This window comes from Pseudovibrio sp. FO-BEG1, assembly GCF_000236645.1.
Classification (GTDB): Bacteria; Pseudomonadota; Alphaproteobacteria; order Rhizobiales; family Stappiaceae; genus Pseudovibrio.
In genome coordinates, this window is sequence record NC_016642.1 from 277,827 (window position 1) to 293,772 (window position 15,946).

Annotated in this window: 16 protein-coding genes; 6 read left to right on the forward strand and 10 right to left on the reverse strand. The window is 51.9% G+C overall.

Annotation, left to right across the window (positions count from 1 at the left end):
* Positions 1 to 279 precede the first annotated feature (279 nt).
* From rplS to ffh, 6 genes are all read right to left on the reverse strand, one after another.
* Complete coding sequence (gene rplS / locus PSE_RS01390) at positions 280 to 741, reverse strand: 50S ribosomal protein L19 (RefSeq protein WP_041767793.1); 462 nt, start codon at positions 739 to 741, stop codon at positions 280 to 282.
* 201 nt (positions 742 to 942) lie between these two features.
* Positions 943 to 1,647: a tRNA (guanosine(37)-N1)-methyltransferase TrmD gene (gene trmD / locus PSE_RS01395; protein WP_014283234.1), complete on the reverse strand. Its 705-nt coding sequence runs from the start codon at positions 1,645 to 1,647 to the stop codon at positions 943 to 945.
* 628 nt (positions 1,648 to 2,275) lie between these two features.
* Positions 2,276 to 2,833 (reverse strand): ribosome maturation factor RimM, encoded by a 558-nt coding sequence (gene rimM, locus PSE_RS01400; RefSeq protein WP_014283235.1) that lies wholly within the window; start codon positions 2,831 to 2,833, stop codon positions 2,276 to 2,278.
* A gap of 36 nt (positions 2,834 to 2,869) precedes the next feature.
* On the reverse strand, positions 2,870 to 3,262 hold the full coding sequence (gene rpsP, locus PSE_RS01405; protein ID WP_008550428.1) for a 30S ribosomal protein S16: 393 nt from the start codon (positions 3,260 to 3,262) through the stop codon (positions 2,870 to 2,872).
* A 21-nt stretch (positions 3,263 to 3,283) separates the two neighbouring features.
* Complete coding sequence (locus tag PSE_RS01410) at positions 3,284 to 3,601, reverse strand: chorismate mutase (protein ID WP_014283236.1); 318 nt, start codon at positions 3,599 to 3,601, stop codon at positions 3,284 to 3,286.
* Positions 3,602 to 5,158 (reverse strand): signal recognition particle protein, encoded by a 1,557-nt coding sequence (ffh, locus tag PSE_RS01415; protein WP_014283237.1) that lies wholly within the window; start codon positions 5,156 to 5,158, stop codon positions 3,602 to 3,604.
* Between the two features lie 387 nt (positions 5,159 to 5,545).
* Here ffh and PSE_RS01420 point away from each other — a divergent pair, with 387 nt between their 5' ends.
* Entirely contained in the window at positions 5,546 to 6,544 is a 999-nt protein-coding gene (locus PSE_RS01420; protein ID WP_014283238.1) for a carboxylesterase, read from the forward strand.
* A 79-nt stretch (positions 6,545 to 6,623) separates the two neighbouring features.
* Positions 6,624 to 7,607, forward strand: coding sequence for a carboxylesterase (locus tag PSE_RS01425; protein ID WP_041767795.1), 984 nt, complete (start codon positions 6,624 to 6,626; stop codon positions 7,605 to 7,607).
* Between the two features lie 64 nt (positions 7,608 to 7,671).
* Here the strand turns inward: PSE_RS01425 and PSE_RS01430 are convergent, their stop codons facing one another.
* Positions 7,672 to 8,349 carry a YggS family pyridoxal phosphate-dependent enzyme gene (locus PSE_RS01430; protein ID WP_041767796.1) on the reverse strand — a complete coding sequence of 226 codons (678 nt, stop codon included), beginning with the start codon at positions 8,347 to 8,349 and terminating at the stop codon, positions 7,672 to 7,674.
* A gap of 212 nt (positions 8,350 to 8,561) precedes the next feature.
* Between PSE_RS01430 and leuS the strand changes: the two genes are divergently transcribed.
* From leuS to PSE_RS01450, 4 genes are all read left to right on the forward strand, one after another.
* Positions 8,562 to 11,174, forward strand: a complete 2,613-nt coding sequence (gene leuS / locus PSE_RS01435) for a leucine--tRNA ligase (protein ID WP_014283241.1) — start codon at positions 8,562 to 8,564, stop codon at positions 11,172 to 11,174.
* Positions 11,161 to 11,772 (forward strand): LPS assembly lipoprotein LptE, encoded by a 612-nt coding sequence (gene lptE / locus PSE_RS01440; RefSeq protein WP_014283242.1) that lies wholly within the window; start codon positions 11,161 to 11,163, stop codon positions 11,770 to 11,772. The genes leuS and lptE overlap by 14 nt, the downstream gene beginning before the upstream one ends.
* 7 nt (positions 11,773 to 11,779) lie before the next feature.
* On the forward strand, positions 11,780 to 12,820 hold the full coding sequence (gene holA / locus PSE_RS01445) for a DNA polymerase III subunit delta (protein ID WP_014283243.1): 1,041 nt from the start codon (positions 11,780 to 11,782) through the stop codon (positions 12,818 to 12,820).
* An 81-nt stretch (positions 12,821 to 12,901) separates the two neighbouring features.
* Positions 12,902 to 13,258, forward strand: a complete 357-nt coding sequence (locus tag PSE_RS01450) for a hypothetical protein (protein WP_041767798.1) — start codon at positions 12,902 to 12,904, stop codon at positions 13,256 to 13,258.
* Positions 13,259 to 13,433: 175 nt separating this feature from the next.
* Here the strand turns inward: PSE_RS01450 and PSE_RS01455 are convergent, their stop codons facing one another.
* The 3 genes from PSE_RS01455 to rsmG all read right to left on the reverse strand — a co-directional run bounded on the left by PSE_RS01455 (position 13,434) and on the right by rsmG (position 15,945).
* The gene (locus tag PSE_RS01455) at positions 13,434 to 14,333 is read right to left on the reverse strand and encodes a ParB/RepB/Spo0J family partition protein (RefSeq protein WP_008550316.1); all 900 of its coding nucleotides are present in this window, start codon (positions 14,331 to 14,333) and stop codon (positions 13,434 to 13,436) included.
* 107 nt (positions 14,334 to 14,440) lie between these two features.
* Positions 14,441 to 15,268, reverse strand: coding sequence for a ParA family protein (locus PSE_RS01460; protein ID WP_008550276.1), 828 nt, complete (start codon positions 15,266 to 15,268; stop codon positions 14,441 to 14,443).
* An 11-nt stretch (positions 15,269 to 15,279) separates the two neighbouring features.
* On the reverse strand, positions 15,280 to 15,945 hold the full coding sequence (gene rsmG / locus PSE_RS01465) for a 16S rRNA (guanine(527)-N(7))-methyltransferase RsmG (protein WP_244421333.1): 666 nt from the start codon (positions 15,943 to 15,945) through the stop codon (positions 15,280 to 15,282).
* Position 15,946: the final 1 nt, after the last annotated feature.

The window sequence follows — 15,946 nt, forward strand, 5'->3', positions numbered from 1 at the left end:
CCACCATTGCCCTCTGTGTCATCCCGGCCATCGAGCCGGGATCCATACTCCCAAGCCTTACTATTTAACTGAGGCCTTCGATCATTCTCCGGCACCGGGGTTATGGATCCCGGGTCTACGCAGCGCTTCGCCCGGGATGACACCGCAAGCGACTGAACCCAAAACCAATCAAACAACAAAACCCAAGAGCAACAGAGCAAAAGACCCAGCCTTAAATGCAAAAAACCCCGCCGATTTCTCAGCGGGGTTTTTGAAACCAGTAAGGTCCGAGAGTAAATCTTACTCTTCAGCACCTTTAGCTTCAGCAGCCTTTTCAGCAGCTTTTGCAGCTTTTGCTTCAGCAGCAGCAGCACGAGCTTCTTCGTTAAGGCGCTTTGCGCGTACGTTAGTTGCTTCAACGATACGTGCGGATTTACCGCGACGCTCACGCAGGTAGTAAAGCTTCGCACGACGGACTTTACCGCGACGTACTACTTCCACACCTTCAACCATTGGGCTGTAGATTGGGAATACACGCTCTACACCTTCGCCGTAAGAGATCTTACGAACGGTGAAGCTTTCGTTGATGCCGCCGCCGGAGCGTGCGATGCAAACGCCTTCATAAGCCTGCACACGAGTACGAGTACCTTCAGTAACGCGTACGAGAACACGTACGGTGTCACCTGGAGAGAACTCAGGAAGCGTACGCTTCTCTTCGATGCGCGCCATTTCTTCGGCGTTGAGCTGCTCAATGATATTCATGGCAGTTTCTTCCATTATACAATTGGTCAGAGCGTCCCTAATGGTCCAGCCACCGGTACGTATTCACCAAACCTTGGCATTATGCCGGGAAGTGAAGTGGAACTAAGACCCTAACGGTAAACGCCAGACAGAATCCACTCCAGTCGGCGCGGGTTTAGCCGATTTTTCTATGTTTGTCATGAAAAAAGTGTAGAAAACAGCCTATCCACGGATATTTTTTAAGTATTCCTGCCAGAGGTCTGGGCGACGTTCTTCAGTAATCTTTTCAGAGATCTCCAAACGCCACTGATCAATCAGTTTATGATTGCCGCTTTTAAGAACAGCAGGAATCTCTCGGCCTTCAAATTCTACCGGGCGCGTGTAATGCGGATGTTCCAATAAGCCATTCTCAAAGCTCTCGGTTTCACCGCTCTCTTTATTGCCCATTACACCAGGGATCAGGCGCACAATACTGTCCAGAACCACATGAGCAGCCACTTCGCCGCCAGAAAGGATGTAGTCGCCAATGGAGACTTCTTCGAGCTGACGACCTTCAATCACACGCTCGTCCACACCCTCAAAGCGACCACAGACGATAATAACACCCGGCCCATCAGCCAACTCACGCGCTTTTGCCTGAGTAAACGGCTTGCCCCGCGGGCTCATGAGCAGACGTGGACGGGTATCGCCCTCTTCCGTCACATCATCAATCGCTTTGCCAAGAATATCCGGACGCAGAACCATACCGGCTCCACCGCCCGCTGGCGTATCATCAACGGAGCGATGTTTATCGGTCGCATAGTCGCGAATGTTCTTCGCATCCAGAGACCAATCCCCACGCTCCATCGCACGCCCGGACATGCTCATACCCAGATTTCCCGGAAACATCTCGGGATACAGCGTCAAAATGGATGCACGAAAGCTCATGGTGGTCCTGCTATTGTTCTACTTATCGCGTCTGCATTAACTCAATTCGTCTTGGAAAAAAAGCAAACAAAACTTCAGACAGGAAGAATGAGCAGGGCCAAAACAGCAAATATGCAAAACGTTATTGCGGTGATAATCGCGAGCTTCCACATCCGAGTTCGCCAGCGTAGAAATTCATCATCACCACTCGCTGCTAGCATGCGATAACAGCTATAAACAACAAGTGATAAGAGCACTATTGTAGCGATTGCTTGTGCAGTTTCAAAAACGGATAGCATCGACAACCCTCTAATTCAAAATAGAGATTTCAGCAGTAGTACTTTGATAGGTTTTGCTTGTGTCTCCAAACACAAATACTACTCCAGCGAAACAGAGGCCAAGCACTAAGACATATGAAAAGCAACGGAGCGACTGACGAAGATTAGAAGTAAAATCACTCTTCGTTTTAGAGGCCCAGGCGTTTATCCAGAAAACACCAGTCATCATCAGAAAGAAGGACGCAATCGCGAAAATTATCGAAAGAAGGATAGTATACATCGAGGTATCCGAAAACATGCAACAGCTATTAAGCTAGCATGTTGAAACACTAGCTCAGCGTCAATTTATGAAATCAGATTTTAAACGCTAGTTAGTCCGGTGTGGAACCGTCTTCCGGCTCTTTCTCACCTTCCTCGTAAAAGCCTTCTGGAGCATGAACTTCCACGAAGCCTTCTTTAAGGTTGATGACAGGAACAACTGCTTTGGTGAACGGGAACAGTAGAGATTTGCCGCTCTTAGGTGCGATTTCGATGAGATCCCCAGCACCAAAGTCCAGAAGAGCCAGAACTGTACCAATCTGCTCTTTGTTCTCATCAAGCGCCTTCAGGCCGATAAGGTCAGAGTGGTAGAATTCATCCTCATCTTCCGTTTCAGGAAGACGCTCACGAGGAATGTAAAGCTTCAACCCATTCAGAGCTTCAGCTTCATTACGGTCATTCACGCCTTCAAACTTGGTCACCACCACGTTTTTCTGCACGCGTGCCCGCTTCACTTTAAATTTGCGACTACCGTCTTCGCTTTCCAGCTTGCCGTAATCGCCAAAAGAAAGCGGGTCATCACCAAATGGTTTGACCCGCACTTCTCCACGTATGCCGTGAGCAGCCCCGATCTGAGCCATTAGAATGCGGTCTTCAGGCGTGTTTGCCATAGCCGGCGTCTCCTTATCAGATCGGGTATGCTTATCTTATTCGGAAGCTTCTGCTGCTTCTGCCGCTGCTTCTTCAGCAGCTGCTTTTGCTTCAGCTTCTGCAGCAAGTTTCTCGTCAAGACGCTCCTGAGCTTTCTTGCCGAGTTTTGCTTTGTTAGGGTTGTTGCGTGGCTCACGCTTCAGCAGGCCAGCAGCGTCCAGGAAGCGGTGTACGCGGTCGGTTGGCTTCGCGCCGTGACCGAGCCAGTGCTTGATGCGCTCTTCGTTCAGCTCAACGCGGTTTTCAGCGTCTTTTGGCAGCATTGGGTTGTAGCGACCTACAACTTCAATGAAACGGCCGTCACGTGGGGAACGAACGTCTGCGATAACGATGCGGTAGAAAGGACGCTTTTTAGCACCACCGCGTGCCAGGCGAATTTTTGTAGCCATTGTTTAGTTACTCCTAGGTATTCAGTCTGTGCTGTGTTCAGCAGCAATAGCTTCATGATGCCGAATGACTTCCTTCACGATGAAGTTCAGGAACTTTTCAGCAAAGTCAGGATCAAGATTGGCTTCTGCCGCTAAGCGACGCAGACGCTCAATCTGAAGTTTTTCACGGGCCGGGTCAGCCGGTGGAAGACCATGGGTCGCTTTCAGCTCCCCAACAGCCTGTGTGCAGCGAAACCGTTCAGCCAACATGTGCACCAGAGCAGCGTCAATGTTGTCGATGCTGGAACGAAGTCCACCAAGGATCACCTTGGCTTCTTCTGTCTTATCGATCTCGCTCAATTACTTTTTCCCCTTGCCAAGCCCTGGCAAACCAGGCGCTCCACCAAGACCGGGCAATTTAGGGCCGCCAGCACCTGGCAATCCCCCGGGAAGCCCACCACCCGGTAATCCTTTAGGCAGTTCCATGCCGCCTGGCAGCTGACCAGACTTAGCCATCTGCTCCAGCGCTTTAGGGTCAATGTTCGGCATTCCGCCGCCCATGCCTGGCATGCCGCCACCCATGGCGCCCATCATCTTGCCAAGCATACCCTTGCCTTTGCCCTTACCCATGGCCTTCATCATGTCGGCCATCTGGCGGTGCATTTTCAAAAGCTTATTAACTTCAGCAACCTGTACACCAGAACCTGCAGCAATACGCTTCTTACGGCTTGCTTTCAGAAGATCCGGCTTCGCACGTTCCTGCGCAGTCATGGAAGAGATGATCGCCATCTGGCGCTTGAACATGTTCTCATCAAGGTTGGCCGCAGCAAGCTGCTTCTTCATTTTGCCAACACCCGGAAGCATGCCCATCATGCCGGACATTCCGCCCATCTTTTCCATCTGCTTCAGCTGTTCAGAAAGATCGTTCAGGTCAAAGTGACCCTTCTGCATCTTCCGAGCCATCTCTGCGGCTTTTTCCGCATCAATCGCTTCAGCAGCCTTTTCAACAAGGGAGACAATGTCACCCATGCCGAGGATGCGATCAGCAATACGCTTTGGATGGAAGTCTTCAAGAGCGTCAGATTTTTCACCGGTACCAATCAGCTTGATCGGCTTGCCGGTCACAGCACGCATGGAAAGAGCCGCACCACCGCGACCATCACCATCCATACGGGTCAGCATGATACCTGTGATGGAGCAACGCTCATCAAAGCTCTTCGCCAGATTAACAGCGTCCTGGCCAGTCAGAGCATCGGCAACAAGCAGAACTTCATGCGGGTTGGACGCAGCTTTGATCTGCTCCATCTCCACCATAAGAGGCTCATCAATGTGGCCGCGACCTGCGGTATCGAGCATGACAACGTCATAACCACCAAGCTTCGCTGCGTTCAGCGCGCGCTTGGCGATATCAACTGGCTGCTGTCCTTCAATGATAGGAAGTGTGTCAATTTCGTTCTGTTCACCCAGAACTTTCAGCTGCTCCTGCGCTGCCGGACGGCGCGTATCAAGAGAAGCCATCAAAACCTTGCGCTTGTCGCGCTGTGTCAGACGACGTGCAATCTTGCCGGTTGCGGTGGTTTTACCTGCCCCCTGCAGACCAACCATCATGATGCAAACCGGAGCCGGTGCATTCAGGTCGATCGGATGAGATTCCTCACCCAGCATTTCCACCAACTGGTCATGTACGATCTTAACGACCATCTGACCCGGCTTAATGGACTTAACAACCTCAGCACCAACAGCGCGGTGCTTCACCTTGTCGACAAAAGAACGCACGATCGGCAGCGCCACATCAGCCTCGATGAGCGCGCGGCGAACTTCGCGCAGCGCTTCACTAACATCGGATTCAGAAAGCGCACCACGTTTTGTGAGCTTATCTAGAATACCGCCTAGGCGATCTGACAGATTATCGAACATGTCGTTCCTTTAAAATCTCGTTTCGGCACAAGCACCTGAAGAAAAATCCTAGGTGCTGTACACTCGTTCCTCAATGAATTTGGTGTCACCGCAGCCAATTTGCCATGCCAAACCAAGTGCACATAGCAAAAAATCACCCGAGGGCGCATCGCGCTGTCGGGTGTTGACTTCTGGGATCTCTTTATACCTTTGCGGGTCCCAGTCAGTGGCTCCAAAATTCAAATCGAAGGAGTTAATTCGGGTATCTACGAGAAAGCAGGTGCCGAGTCAAGCAAAACTGCCATTTCCTAGAGATTGTATAAGCTTGGATAACAAGGAAAACTGACAGACACACTCCGTTTCCGGTCAGGCTGGCACTCAATCAGCGAAAAAAGAGGCGATGTAACGATGCTGTTCCGAAATAAGTATCTGTTTTTGTTGTCTCTTATCATCCTGATCGCCGGGTTTCTGGTCTACTGGACCAACACCTACGTTTCTCCCTCCATAACCTTCAACCCAAGCGACATTGGCGAAGACCCGGAAGCCTACATCGCGCGGGTGGAAAGCCGGTTTAAGGATATTAAGCCGGGTCTGGAGAAGCAAATCATCTGGCAGAATCCGGATACCAAAGCTAAAACCGACTACGCCGTCGTCTACATTCATGGCTTCTCCGCCAGTAAAGACGAAATCAGACCTGTCCCGGATCTGGTCGCCAGTTCCATTCAGGCCAACCTCTATTACACACGCCTGCCCGGCCACGCCCGCACTCCAGCGACAATGGGAGAGCCAGGAGTTGATGACTACTTCAATGCGCTGGCAGAAGCTCTGGCAATCGCAAAGGCCATTGGCAACAAAGTCATCATCATCAGCACCTCCTTCGGCGGCACACTGTCCGCCTGGACGGATCTGACAGACCACGCTCTCAAGGAGGACATTGAAGCCATCGTGCTGGTCTCTCCGGTCTTTGAGCTAGCGGCGGCTGGAACCTCACTGCTCACATATCCTCTCGCAGAGTTCTACACACCCATCATTGTAGGCAAGTACCGTGTCGCGGACCCTAATGCCAACTTTGAAGAGATCTACGCGTGGACCAACGCCTACCCATCAACCGCCCTGCTTCCACTAGCTGAAACAGTCAAGCTGGTCGGCAGTCTGGATGCTGCAAACGCGACCATTCCCACTATGTTCATCTACGATATTCGCGATGAAACTTCATATGAGAAAGCCACAGCCAGATTCTTTGATAACTGGGGCGCTCCAAAGCATCGCCTTCTCATCACAGAATCTTCGGGCAACCATCATGTCATCGCAGGCGACATCACCAATCCCGAAAATAATCTGCTGGTTTCCAACGGTATCATCGAATGGCTGGGTTCTCTGGGCGTGCCCACAATCTACTCGCAGTAACACCTTCAAAGTGCTCTGATTTGATATTTCAACCCAAGCTGGAATATGCTGGTGCCGTTAAGGAACAAAGGCACCCCATATGCTATTTCGTTATTTTATTTTTGTAGTGCTGATTTTGCTCGTCGGTGGCACTATTGCCTTCATGGTAGGCCCAAGAGAACCACGCGATACAGAGATCACCTTCAAGCCCGAAATTATGGGTGACGATCTCGAATTGTATCTGTCAGACAACGAAGCCAAATTTCAGGATATCCGTGCTGACACCGCCAAAGAAATCATCTGGTTCAATGGCGAGAAGAACAGCAAAACACCGCTTTCCATCATTTACATCCATGGCTTTTCCGCCAGCAAACATGAGATCCGCCCGGTTCCGGATCGCGTTGCCAACGAGATGGGTGCCAACCTCTTCTACACCCGCCTGACTGGTCACGGACGCTCCGGCAATGCAATGGCAGAGGCCACATTGAACGACTGGATCAATGATCTGGCAGAGGCCGTTGAGATTGGGCGCCGCATTGGTGAAAAGACAATCATCATGTCCACCTCAACAGGCGGCTCACTAGCAGCATGGCTGGCTATGCAAGACCATCCGCTGAAAGATGACATCGCCGCAATGGTGTTCGTCTCACCAAACTTCGGCGTCAAAGCTGCAGGCGGCTTCCTGCTCGATATGCCATATGCGCGGCACTATGTACCTCTGATCATTGGCAAAACCCGTTCATCCTCCAAAGCCCCTTCCAAGGAAGAGCAAATGGGCTGGACCATCAGCTATCCAAGCGTAGCCCTGCTGCCAATGGCAACCGCGATCTCTGTTCTGCAGGAGCAAGACCCGGCGAAGGCCAGCATCCCTGCTCTGTTCATCTACAGCGAGAAAGACGAGACCATCGACGCAGCGCTGACCAATGTCGCCTATGACAAATGGGGCGCCCCAAAACAGCGTCTGCTCATTGAAAGCTCAGGAGATGACAACAACCACGTCATCGCAGGCGATATAATCAGCCCGCAGAACAACGACCTCGTGGTCTCCACCACGGTAAAATGGCTGAGCGACCAACTGCTCTAAGCCAAAAAGCAAAACGGGCGAGAAGTCCCTCGCCCGTTCCAAAACTCAAAACTCTCTGAAAAGCTTACTGCGAATAATCGCGCGCACCAAACACGGCGGAACCAACACGCACGTGTGTCGCGCCATGTTGCACAGCGATTGGGTAGTCGGAAGACATACCCATGGAGAGCTTCTCAAGGCTGTTCCGCTTTGCGATTTTCTCAAGCAACGCGAAATGCATGCCCGGCGCTTCATCAACGGGTGGAATGCACATCAAACCTTCAATCTCCAGCCCATATTCATCACGGCATTTCGCGATAAACGCATCCGCTTCCTTTGGAGGAATGCCAGCCTTCTGGTCTTCTTCCCCGGTATTAACCTGAATGAACAGCTTTGGCGTCTTGCCTTGCTTATCCATCTCAGCTTTCAGCGCTTTAGCGATTTTATCGCGATCCACAGTATGGATCACGTCAAAGGTCTGAATAGCTTCTTTGGCCTTGTTGGATTGCAGTGGGCCAATCAGATGCAACTCAACACCTTCAAACTCTTCACGAAGTCCCGGCCATTTGCCCATAGCTTCCTGCACACGGTTTTCACCAAACACGCGCTGACCAGCTTCCAGAACCGGCTTAATCGCTGAAGCTTCAAAGGTTTTTGAAACTGCAATCAAAGTAACAGAACCATTTGGACGCTCAGCATCCTTCTCTGCTTTCCCGATGTTTTCCTTGACCTCTTTAAGGCGAAGTGCAGCAGCGTCGCTCATTCCTAACTCCAGCGAAAAATCCATATTCGAGACATGAAATGCGCTCCCTAAGGTCCAAAAGCAAGAGTAGTTGCACTTCATTGAGAAATTTCTGACAAATCTTCTCGGTTTTTCCTCTGTCTACCGCTTGACCAAACTGGCAATTTCTGGTGACAGTCCGAGCAAACCTAATTTGCTTGTTCAAGGCAAAAATCAAACACACGGCGGAATAAATGGCTACGGATAGGTATAATGCACGCGCTACGGAAGCGCGCTGGCAAAAAGTATGGGACGAAAAGAAGATCTTCGAGACGGACAACGATGATCCGCGCGAGAAGTACTATGTACTAGAGATGTTCCCTTACCCATCCGGTCGTCTACACATGGGGCACGTCCGCAACTATTCCATGGGTGACGTGGTTGCACGTTTCAAACGCGCACGCGGCTTCAACGTTCTGCACCCAATGGGCTGGGATGCATTCGGCATGCCTGCAGAAAACGCAGCGGCTGAAAAGAAGGTGCATCCAAAGGGCTGGACTTACGACAACATCGCAGCCATGCGCGGTCAGCTGAAGACAATCGGCCTGTCTTTTGACTGGAGCCGCGAATTCGCAACCTGCGATGAAAGTTATTACGCACAGCAGCAGGCGCTGTTCCTGGACTTCCTGGAAGCTGGCTTGGTTTACCGCAAAAACGCAAAGGTAAACTGGGATCCGGTCGATATGACCGTTCTGGCAAACGAACAGGTGATTGACGGCAAAGGCTGGCGCTCCGGCGCAGTTGTTGAGCAGAAAGACCTGACCCAGTGGTTCTTCAAGATCTCTGATCATTCTGAAGAGCTGTTGGAAGCAATCGACACACTGACCGAATGGCCTGAAAAAGTTCGTCTCATGCAGAAGAACTGGATCGGCAAGTCAGTTGGTCTGAAGGTCAACTTCGAGTTCACCGAAACCGCTCCAACCGGCGACGAAACTCTGGAGATCTTCACCACCCGCCCGGATACGCTGTATGGCGCGTCCTTCATGGGTCTATCTCCAGATCACCCGATCACGCAGAAACTGGCTGAAGACAACGCAGAACTGCAGGAGTTCATTGCTGAATGTCGCCGTATCGGCACCACAGCTGAAGCAATTGAAACCGCAGAAAAGCTCGGCTTCGACACTGGCCTGCGCGTGAAGCACCCGCTGGATCCGTCTTGGGAGCTGCCAGTTTACGTGGCAAACTTCATCCTGATGGACTACGGCACAGGCGCGATCTTCGCATGTCCTGCACACGATCAGCGCGATCTGGACTTCGCTCACAAGTACAAACTGCCAGTGAAAGCAGTTGTGCTGCCAGCAGGCGAAGATGCAGCAACTTTCGAAGTTGGCACAGAGGCTTACACCGGCGAAGGTTCCATCTTTAACTCTGACTTCATGAACGGCATGTCCATCGAAGATGCGAAGAATGCTGTTTCTGACAAGCTGGAAGCGCAGGAAGTTAAAGGCAAGCAACAGGCTCACCGCGAGACCAACTACCGTCTGCGCGACTGGGGCATTTCCCGTCAGCGTTACTGGGGTTGTCCGATCCCTGTCATCCACTGCGATGACTGTGGTGTTCAGCCTGCGCCAAAAGAAAGCCTGCCAATCGTTCTGCCGGAAGATGTCACTTTCGACCGTCCGGGCAACCCGCTGGATCGTCACCCAACATGGCGTGATGTGAAATGCCCATGCTGTGGCAAGGACGCTCAGCGTGAAACCGATACCATGGACACCTTCGTGGATTCTTCCTGGTACTTCGCACGCTTCACCGATCCGAAAAACAGCAACCCAACCGATCCAAAGGTTGCTTCCGAATGGCTGCCAGTAGATCAGTACATCGGCGGCATTGAGCATGCGATCCTGCACCTGCTCTACTCCCGCTTCTTTGCTCGTGCAATGCAGATCACCAAGCATCTGGACGTGAAAGAGCCATTCAAAGGCCTCTTTACGCAGGGCATGGTGAACCACGAGACCTACAAAGACGCAGATGGCAAATGGGTCACTCCAGCTGAGATCAACATCATCAGCACCGAAGGCGACAGAAAAGCGGTTCATGCAGAAACCGGCGCTCCAGTCACCATCGGTTCCATCGAGAAGATGTCCAAGTCGAAGAAGAACGTTGTTGACCCAACCGACATCATCGACACCTACGGCGCTGACACTGCACGTCTCTTCGTGCTCTCCGACAGCCCACCAGAGCGTGACATCATCTGGACTGAAGATGGCGTAATCGGCGCATGGCGTCACGTACAACGCGTATGGCGTATCATCGGCGAAGTCGCTGAGAAGACTGACGCAAACACTGCCCGTCCTGCTGAGTTCAGCGACGAAGCAGTTGCTCTGCGCCGCGTCTCTCACAAAACTCTGGCTGCGATCACCAAGGACTTTGACGGCCTCGGCTTCAACCGCGCTGTTGCTCGTCTTTATGAGTTCACCAACGCAATCAGCAAGGCGCTTCAGGCAGACCTCAGCAAACCGGATATGGCTTTTGCTCTGCGCGAAGCAGCTGGCTTCATTCTGCAGCTCATGGAACCAATCACACCTCACCTTTCTGAGGAATGCTGGTCCATGCTCGGCAACGAAGGACTGGTATCCACATCAAACTGGCCGGTTCTGGAAGAAGATCTGCTGGTAGAAAACACCATTACGCTTCCGATTCAAATCAACGGCAAGAAAAAAGGTGAGCTTTCTGTAGCAAGAGACTCTTCCAAAGAGCAGGTAGAAGAAGCTACTCTGGCTCATGAGGCTGTTCAGAAGGCTCTGGACGGCAAGGCCCCACGTAAAATCATCGTGGTACCTCAGAGGATTGTAAATGTCGTTGTTTGATCGCCCTGCTAAATCAGGTCGCCCTTCCCGCCGGGTTCTACTCGGCGGGGCAACAATTGTTGCAGGCGCCCTTCTTCTTTCTGGCTGCCAGTTCCGCCCGCTTTACGGGGTAAGCCCAACGCTCACCAGCGATGGCACGGAACAGACTCAGACCGTCCAGGCGCAAATGGCGGCAGTTTCTCTGAACTTTCCTTCCTATGGAGATTCAGGATCCATCAAGCGCATCAACCAGGTGCTGCGTAATCAGCTGATTTTCGCATTCACCCGTGGTGGCGACGCATTGCCTCCGAAGTACCGCCTGGAAATCCTGACAGACAGACGCCGCGCTGAGGTGGGTGTTGAGCAGCTGGCCGACGTGCCAACCGCATACAACATCACCATCAACACCAGCTTCGTTCTCTCTGACATCCAGAGCGATCGCACGCTCTACACTGGTCGCTCTTTTGCTTCTGCATCCTTTGACTTCTCCAGTCAGCGCTTTGCAAACCTGAGAGCGGAAAGAGACGCTGAAGACCGCGCTGCCAAGGTTGTCGCTGCAGACATCAACACCCGCATCGCAAGCTTCTTCGCAACGCATCCAGTCGAGCCTTTAGAATAGGACCACTATGGTAGCCCTCAAAGCTGCTGAAATTGACCGGTACATCGCCAACCCGCCAGACTCTGTAAACCTCATCCTTGTTTATGGACCAGACACCGGGTTGGTGAACGAGCGGGCTCAAGCCCTCATCTCAAAAGCAGCAGCTGAGAATGATGATCCATTCTCGCAAGTCAAACTCGACGCTGCTGACATCGCTGCAGATCCAAGCCGCCTTGTAGACGAAGCCCTCACCATTCCTCTCTTTGGTGGCCGGCGGACAATCTGGGTGCGTGAAAACGGCACCAAGAGCGTGCTTCCTGCAGTCGAACCTCTTCTGAAAAACAACGACTTCACGGCCTTCATCGTCATCGAAGCCGGAGATCTGAAAAAGACCTCAGGCCTGCGCAAGAAGATAGAAGCCAGCAAAACCGCTGTGGCGATCCCCTGCTTCGCTGACACTGCGCGCGATGTAGATCGTCTGATTGATGAAGAAACCCTCTCAGCGGGCCTGCAAATCAGCAAGGAAGCCCGTATGGCGCTTCACACTTTGTTGGGCGCAGACCGCATCGCCAGCCGTGGTGAGCTCAAAAAACTCTGCCTTTACGCGATGAATGACAATCGCATTGAGGTACACCATGTTGAAGAGATCATCGGTGATGCATCCGCCTTCGCTATGGATGAGTTGATCGATGCGGCAGCTTTGGGTGACACCGTCACACTGGATCATGGCCTGGAGCGCCTGTCAGCCTCAGGGATGGACGTAGGCGTCATTGCCTCTCAAGCCCTCAGACATTTTCAGATGCTCCACCTGTGTCGCTTAAAAGCCAATCAACGCATTGCTGTAGAAGATGTTATCGGTGGCATCCGCCCACCAATCTTCTGGAAGCGCCGCTCAAAGATTGTCCGGCAGGTTGAGATCTGGAATGAGGATTTCCTTGAACGCGCGCTGATCCGTCTCAATGACGCGGTCAAAGAAGCACGCTTTAATGCAAACCTCTCAACCGCAATCGTCTCACACACGCTGCTGGCAATTGCTCAGGTTGCAAAGGCCTCAAATCGTCGCCGTTAATAAACACCGGGAAGGTGGAATGCCACCTTCCTCTCAAGAACAACAATATTCGCACCAAGCGAAATCGCAGGCTAAAACGTCATGCTTAAATCATACGTGCTATGGGTCGCCCTGAAGTTCACCCAGCATGAACTCTGGGCCATCAACTTCGCCCTTCTCCGTCCTCAGCTTTCCCTCTTTGGAGCAGCTTCTCTGTGGGTCTGGATCTTCCCGCCTCTGATCAGCCTCGGGCTTGTGCTCGGCTATATGATGGAGAACTTCCCGACCGCAGGTTCTGCCGTGAACCTCGTTATAGGCCTCCCAAGTCTCCTAATTCTCACCTATTGGGTGTTCCGCTGGTACTTCATCTGCCTCGCTCTGATGTTCGGCCGCCGTACTATGGCAGAAAAGAAGAGAGCAGAAGTCAGCGCACGTATCCAGAAACTGCTGTCAGCCTAAGTCAGGTTCCTGCTGCTTGTAGTTTGTTTCTCTTCCGAATCTAATTCAGTTTCATATCCGAATCCAAAAAGGCCGCGCCTCAGTTAAGAGACGCGGCCTTTTGTTAATTCTGCGGCGTATTCCCGAAAAGCGGTTCCGGTTTTCGGACGAGAATACGCTATAAATGTTAGATCAGTTAGTTCTGAATGCCCAGCAAGCGACAGACTTCGTCAAGCTGCTCAACGTTCTTGTACTTGATCTTAAGCTCACCAGTGCCCTTTTCGGTCTTGTGAGCGATAGCCACCTTAAGACCCAAACCGTCTGTCAGACGCTTCTCCAGAGCCCGTGTATCCGCATCCTTTTCAGGCTTCGGAGCAGCTTCCTTTTTCTGGAACAGATCCGGGTTCTGAGCCAGACGTTCTGCATCACGAACAGTGAGCCCCTTCTCCACGATAAGCTCAGCAAGCGCAGCAGGATCTTCTGCGGTGATCAGCGCACGCGCATGACCAGCGGTGAGAAGGCCTTCCGCTAGATAATCCTTCACAGAGTTTGGCAGCTTCAACAGACGCAGCGTGTTCGCCACATGGCTACGGCTTTTACCAATCACCTTGGAGAGTTCGACCTGGCTGTAAGAGAACTCTTCGATCAGCTGATCATAACCCAGCGCTTCTTCAATCGGATTCAGATCTGCACGCTGAACATTCTCGATGATCGCAAGCTCAAGCGCTTCCTGATCAGTCACCTCACGGATAACAACAGGTGCCTCATGGAGACCAGCTTTCTGTGCAGCACGCCAACGACGTTCACCAGCAATAATCTCAAAATGACCCGGCTTGTTCGGACGAGGACGCACCAGAATTGGCTGCACAATCCCCTTCTCACGAACGGATTCGGTCAGGTTATTGAGATCATCTTCTACAAATGATTTCCGAGGGTTACGTGGGTTTGGCTGCAGGTACTCAATCGGCACCTTGCGCACATCACGGTTACGTTCTGGTGTGGAGACAACTGGCTCTGAGTTTACGTCACCCAACAGCGTTGCAAGGCCGCGCCCTAGTCGCTTATTGGTTCGCCCTGCTTCCTCAGTTTTCGCCATTTCAATTCCACCTATTCACATTCTTGGAGCGTCGGAGTCGGCAGCCCCTTCCCGCACGGTTGCGGGTCAAATAACAAAATTCTTGTCTTTAAGAAGCGACAGCCAGATCAGGCAGCCGCCATCCGCATGTCACGCTCACGCTGAATAATTTCGGAAGCGAGTCGTAAATAAGCCTGCGAGCCGGAACACTTCAAATCATAAAGCAAAGCTGGCTTACCATAAGATGGAGCCTCAGAAACACGAACGTTCCGTGGGATCACAGTTTCATAAACCGCATCACCCATGGTTTCACGCACGTCCTGCACAACCTGACTGGAGAGGTTGTTACGGCTGTCATACATGGTCAGCACAATACCGTGGATGCTCAGCTCTGGGTTCAGCGACTGCTTCACCTGCTCAACAGTGCTCAGCAGCTGGCTGAGACCTTCCAGAGCAAAGAACTCGCACTGCAATGGCACCAAAATGCTGTGAGATGCTGCCAAGGCATTGATAGTTAACAGGTTTAGAGATGGTGGACAATCCACCAACACGTAGGAATAACCCTGCGCTCTACCCATTTCAGCAGCCTGTGCCATACCAGAAATCGCGTTGCGAAGACGGAATGTACGATCAGGTGCGGATGAAATCTCCAGCTCTACCCCAAGCAAATCCATCGTTGATGGAGCGATCCATAAGCGCGGAACAGCTGTTTCAAGAACAGTCTGCTCAAGCGTGGAATCTCCGCTCAAAACATCATAGGTGGAATACTCGCGATCGACACGATCAATACCAAGACCAGTCGAGGCATTGCCTTGCGGATCAAGGTCAATAATCAGGACACGCTCGCCAATAGCGGCAAGTGCGGTGCCAAGATTAATGGCTGTTGTCGTTTTGCCTACGCCACCCTTCTGGTTAGCGATAGTCAAGACGCGAGGAGATTGCGGCAGTAAGCTCATCCGACAGCACCCTAGTTAGCGGTTTTCGGGTCAATTTTCGTAAGGACCAAAACGCGACTTAGCGGATCTACTAGACTTACTTTTTCTACCAGATCAATTGACCAGTCGGCAGATGCTTCTTCAATTTCGCGGCGAAAATCTTGGCCTTTGTGGAAAACAGCCGTCGCTCCACGCTGCACAAATTGCGAAGAAAACCCGCAAAGAACCTGCAAAGAAGCCAAAGCACGAGCAGAAACGCCCTCAATTGGAGCTTCCCAGCCTTTCGTAACGGCTTCGATTCTACCCGCATGAACTTTGACGTTACAGCCTGCTTCGCGCGCCACAGTGCGAAGGAACGCAGCCTTGCGCTGGTTGCTCTCAACCATATGCACGATGCCATCGTCCCCTTCCTGCTTCAGCAGCATGGCTGTCACAAGACCTGGAAAACCTGCACCACTTCCGAAATCAATCCAAGAGCGTGCATCCGGCAAACTGCGCTGAATCTGAATAGAATCGGCCACATGGCGCATCCAGATGTCATTCATGGTGGAAGGCGCGATCAGATTCTGTGCTGGCTGCCACTTGCCAACAAGGTCTACATAGATACTTAGACGTTCAAACGTTTCACGTGAAACATCCTCATACATACGCATGACAGGTGTAATCTGGCTGTAATCAGCCCTTTTTTCGAATGACATA

What these genes read in the sequence shown, in the direction of transcription:
- rplS (WP_041767793.1), bottom strand. Translation starts at nt 741, where the DNA reads ATGAATATCATTGAGCAGCTCAACGCCGAAGAAATGGCGCGCATCGAA.
- trmD (WP_014283234.1), bottom strand. Translation starts at nt 1,647, where the DNA reads ATGAGCTTTCGTGCATCCATTTTGACGCTGTATCCCGAGATGTTTCCG.
- rimM (WP_014283235.1), bottom strand. Translation starts at nt 2,833, where the DNA reads ATGGCAAACACGCCTGAAGACCGCATTCTAATGGCTCAGATCGGGGCT.
- rpsP (WP_008550428.1), bottom strand. Translation starts at nt 3,262, where the DNA reads ATGGCTACAAAAATTCGCCTGGCACGCGGTGGTGCTAAAAAGCGTCCT.
- ffh (WP_014283237.1), bottom strand. Translation starts at nt 5,158, where the DNA reads ATGTTCGATAATCTGTCAGATCGCCTAGGCGGTATTCTAGATAAGCTC.
- PSE_RS01420 (WP_014283238.1), top strand. Translation starts at nt 5,546, where the DNA reads ATGCTGTTCCGAAATAAGTATCTGTTTTTGTTGTCTCTTATCATCCTG.
- PSE_RS01425 (WP_041767795.1), top strand. Translation starts at nt 6,624, where the DNA reads ATGCTATTTCGTTATTTTATTTTTGTAGTGCTGATTTTGCTCGTCGGT.
- PSE_RS01430 (WP_041767796.1), bottom strand. Translation starts at nt 8,349, where the DNA reads ATGAGCGACGCTGCTGCACTTCGCCTTAAAGAGGTCAAGGAAAACATC.
- leuS (WP_014283241.1), top strand. Translation starts at nt 8,562, where the DNA reads ATGGCTACGGATAGGTATAATGCACGCGCTACGGAAGCGCGCTGGCAA.
- lptE (WP_014283242.1), top strand. Translation starts at nt 11,161, where the DNA reads ATGTCGTTGTTTGATCGCCCTGCTAAATCAGGTCGCCCTTCCCGCCGG.
- holA (WP_014283243.1), top strand. Translation starts at nt 11,780, where the DNA reads ATGGTAGCCCTCAAAGCTGCTGAAATTGACCGGTACATCGCCAACCCG.
- PSE_RS01450 (WP_041767798.1), top strand. Translation starts at nt 12,902, where the DNA reads ATGCTTAAATCATACGTGCTATGGGTCGCCCTGAAGTTCACCCAGCAT.
- PSE_RS01455 (WP_008550316.1), bottom strand. Translation starts at nt 14,333, where the DNA reads ATGGCGAAAACTGAGGAAGCAGGGCGAACCAATAAGCGACTAGGGCGC.
- PSE_RS01460 (WP_008550276.1), bottom strand. Translation starts at nt 15,268, where the DNA reads ATGAGCTTACTGCCGCAATCTCCTCGCGTCTTGACTATCGCTAACCAG.
- rsmG (WP_244421333.1), bottom strand. Translation starts at nt 15,945, where the DNA reads ATGTCATTCGAAAAAAGGGCTGATTACAGCCAGATTACACCTGTCATG.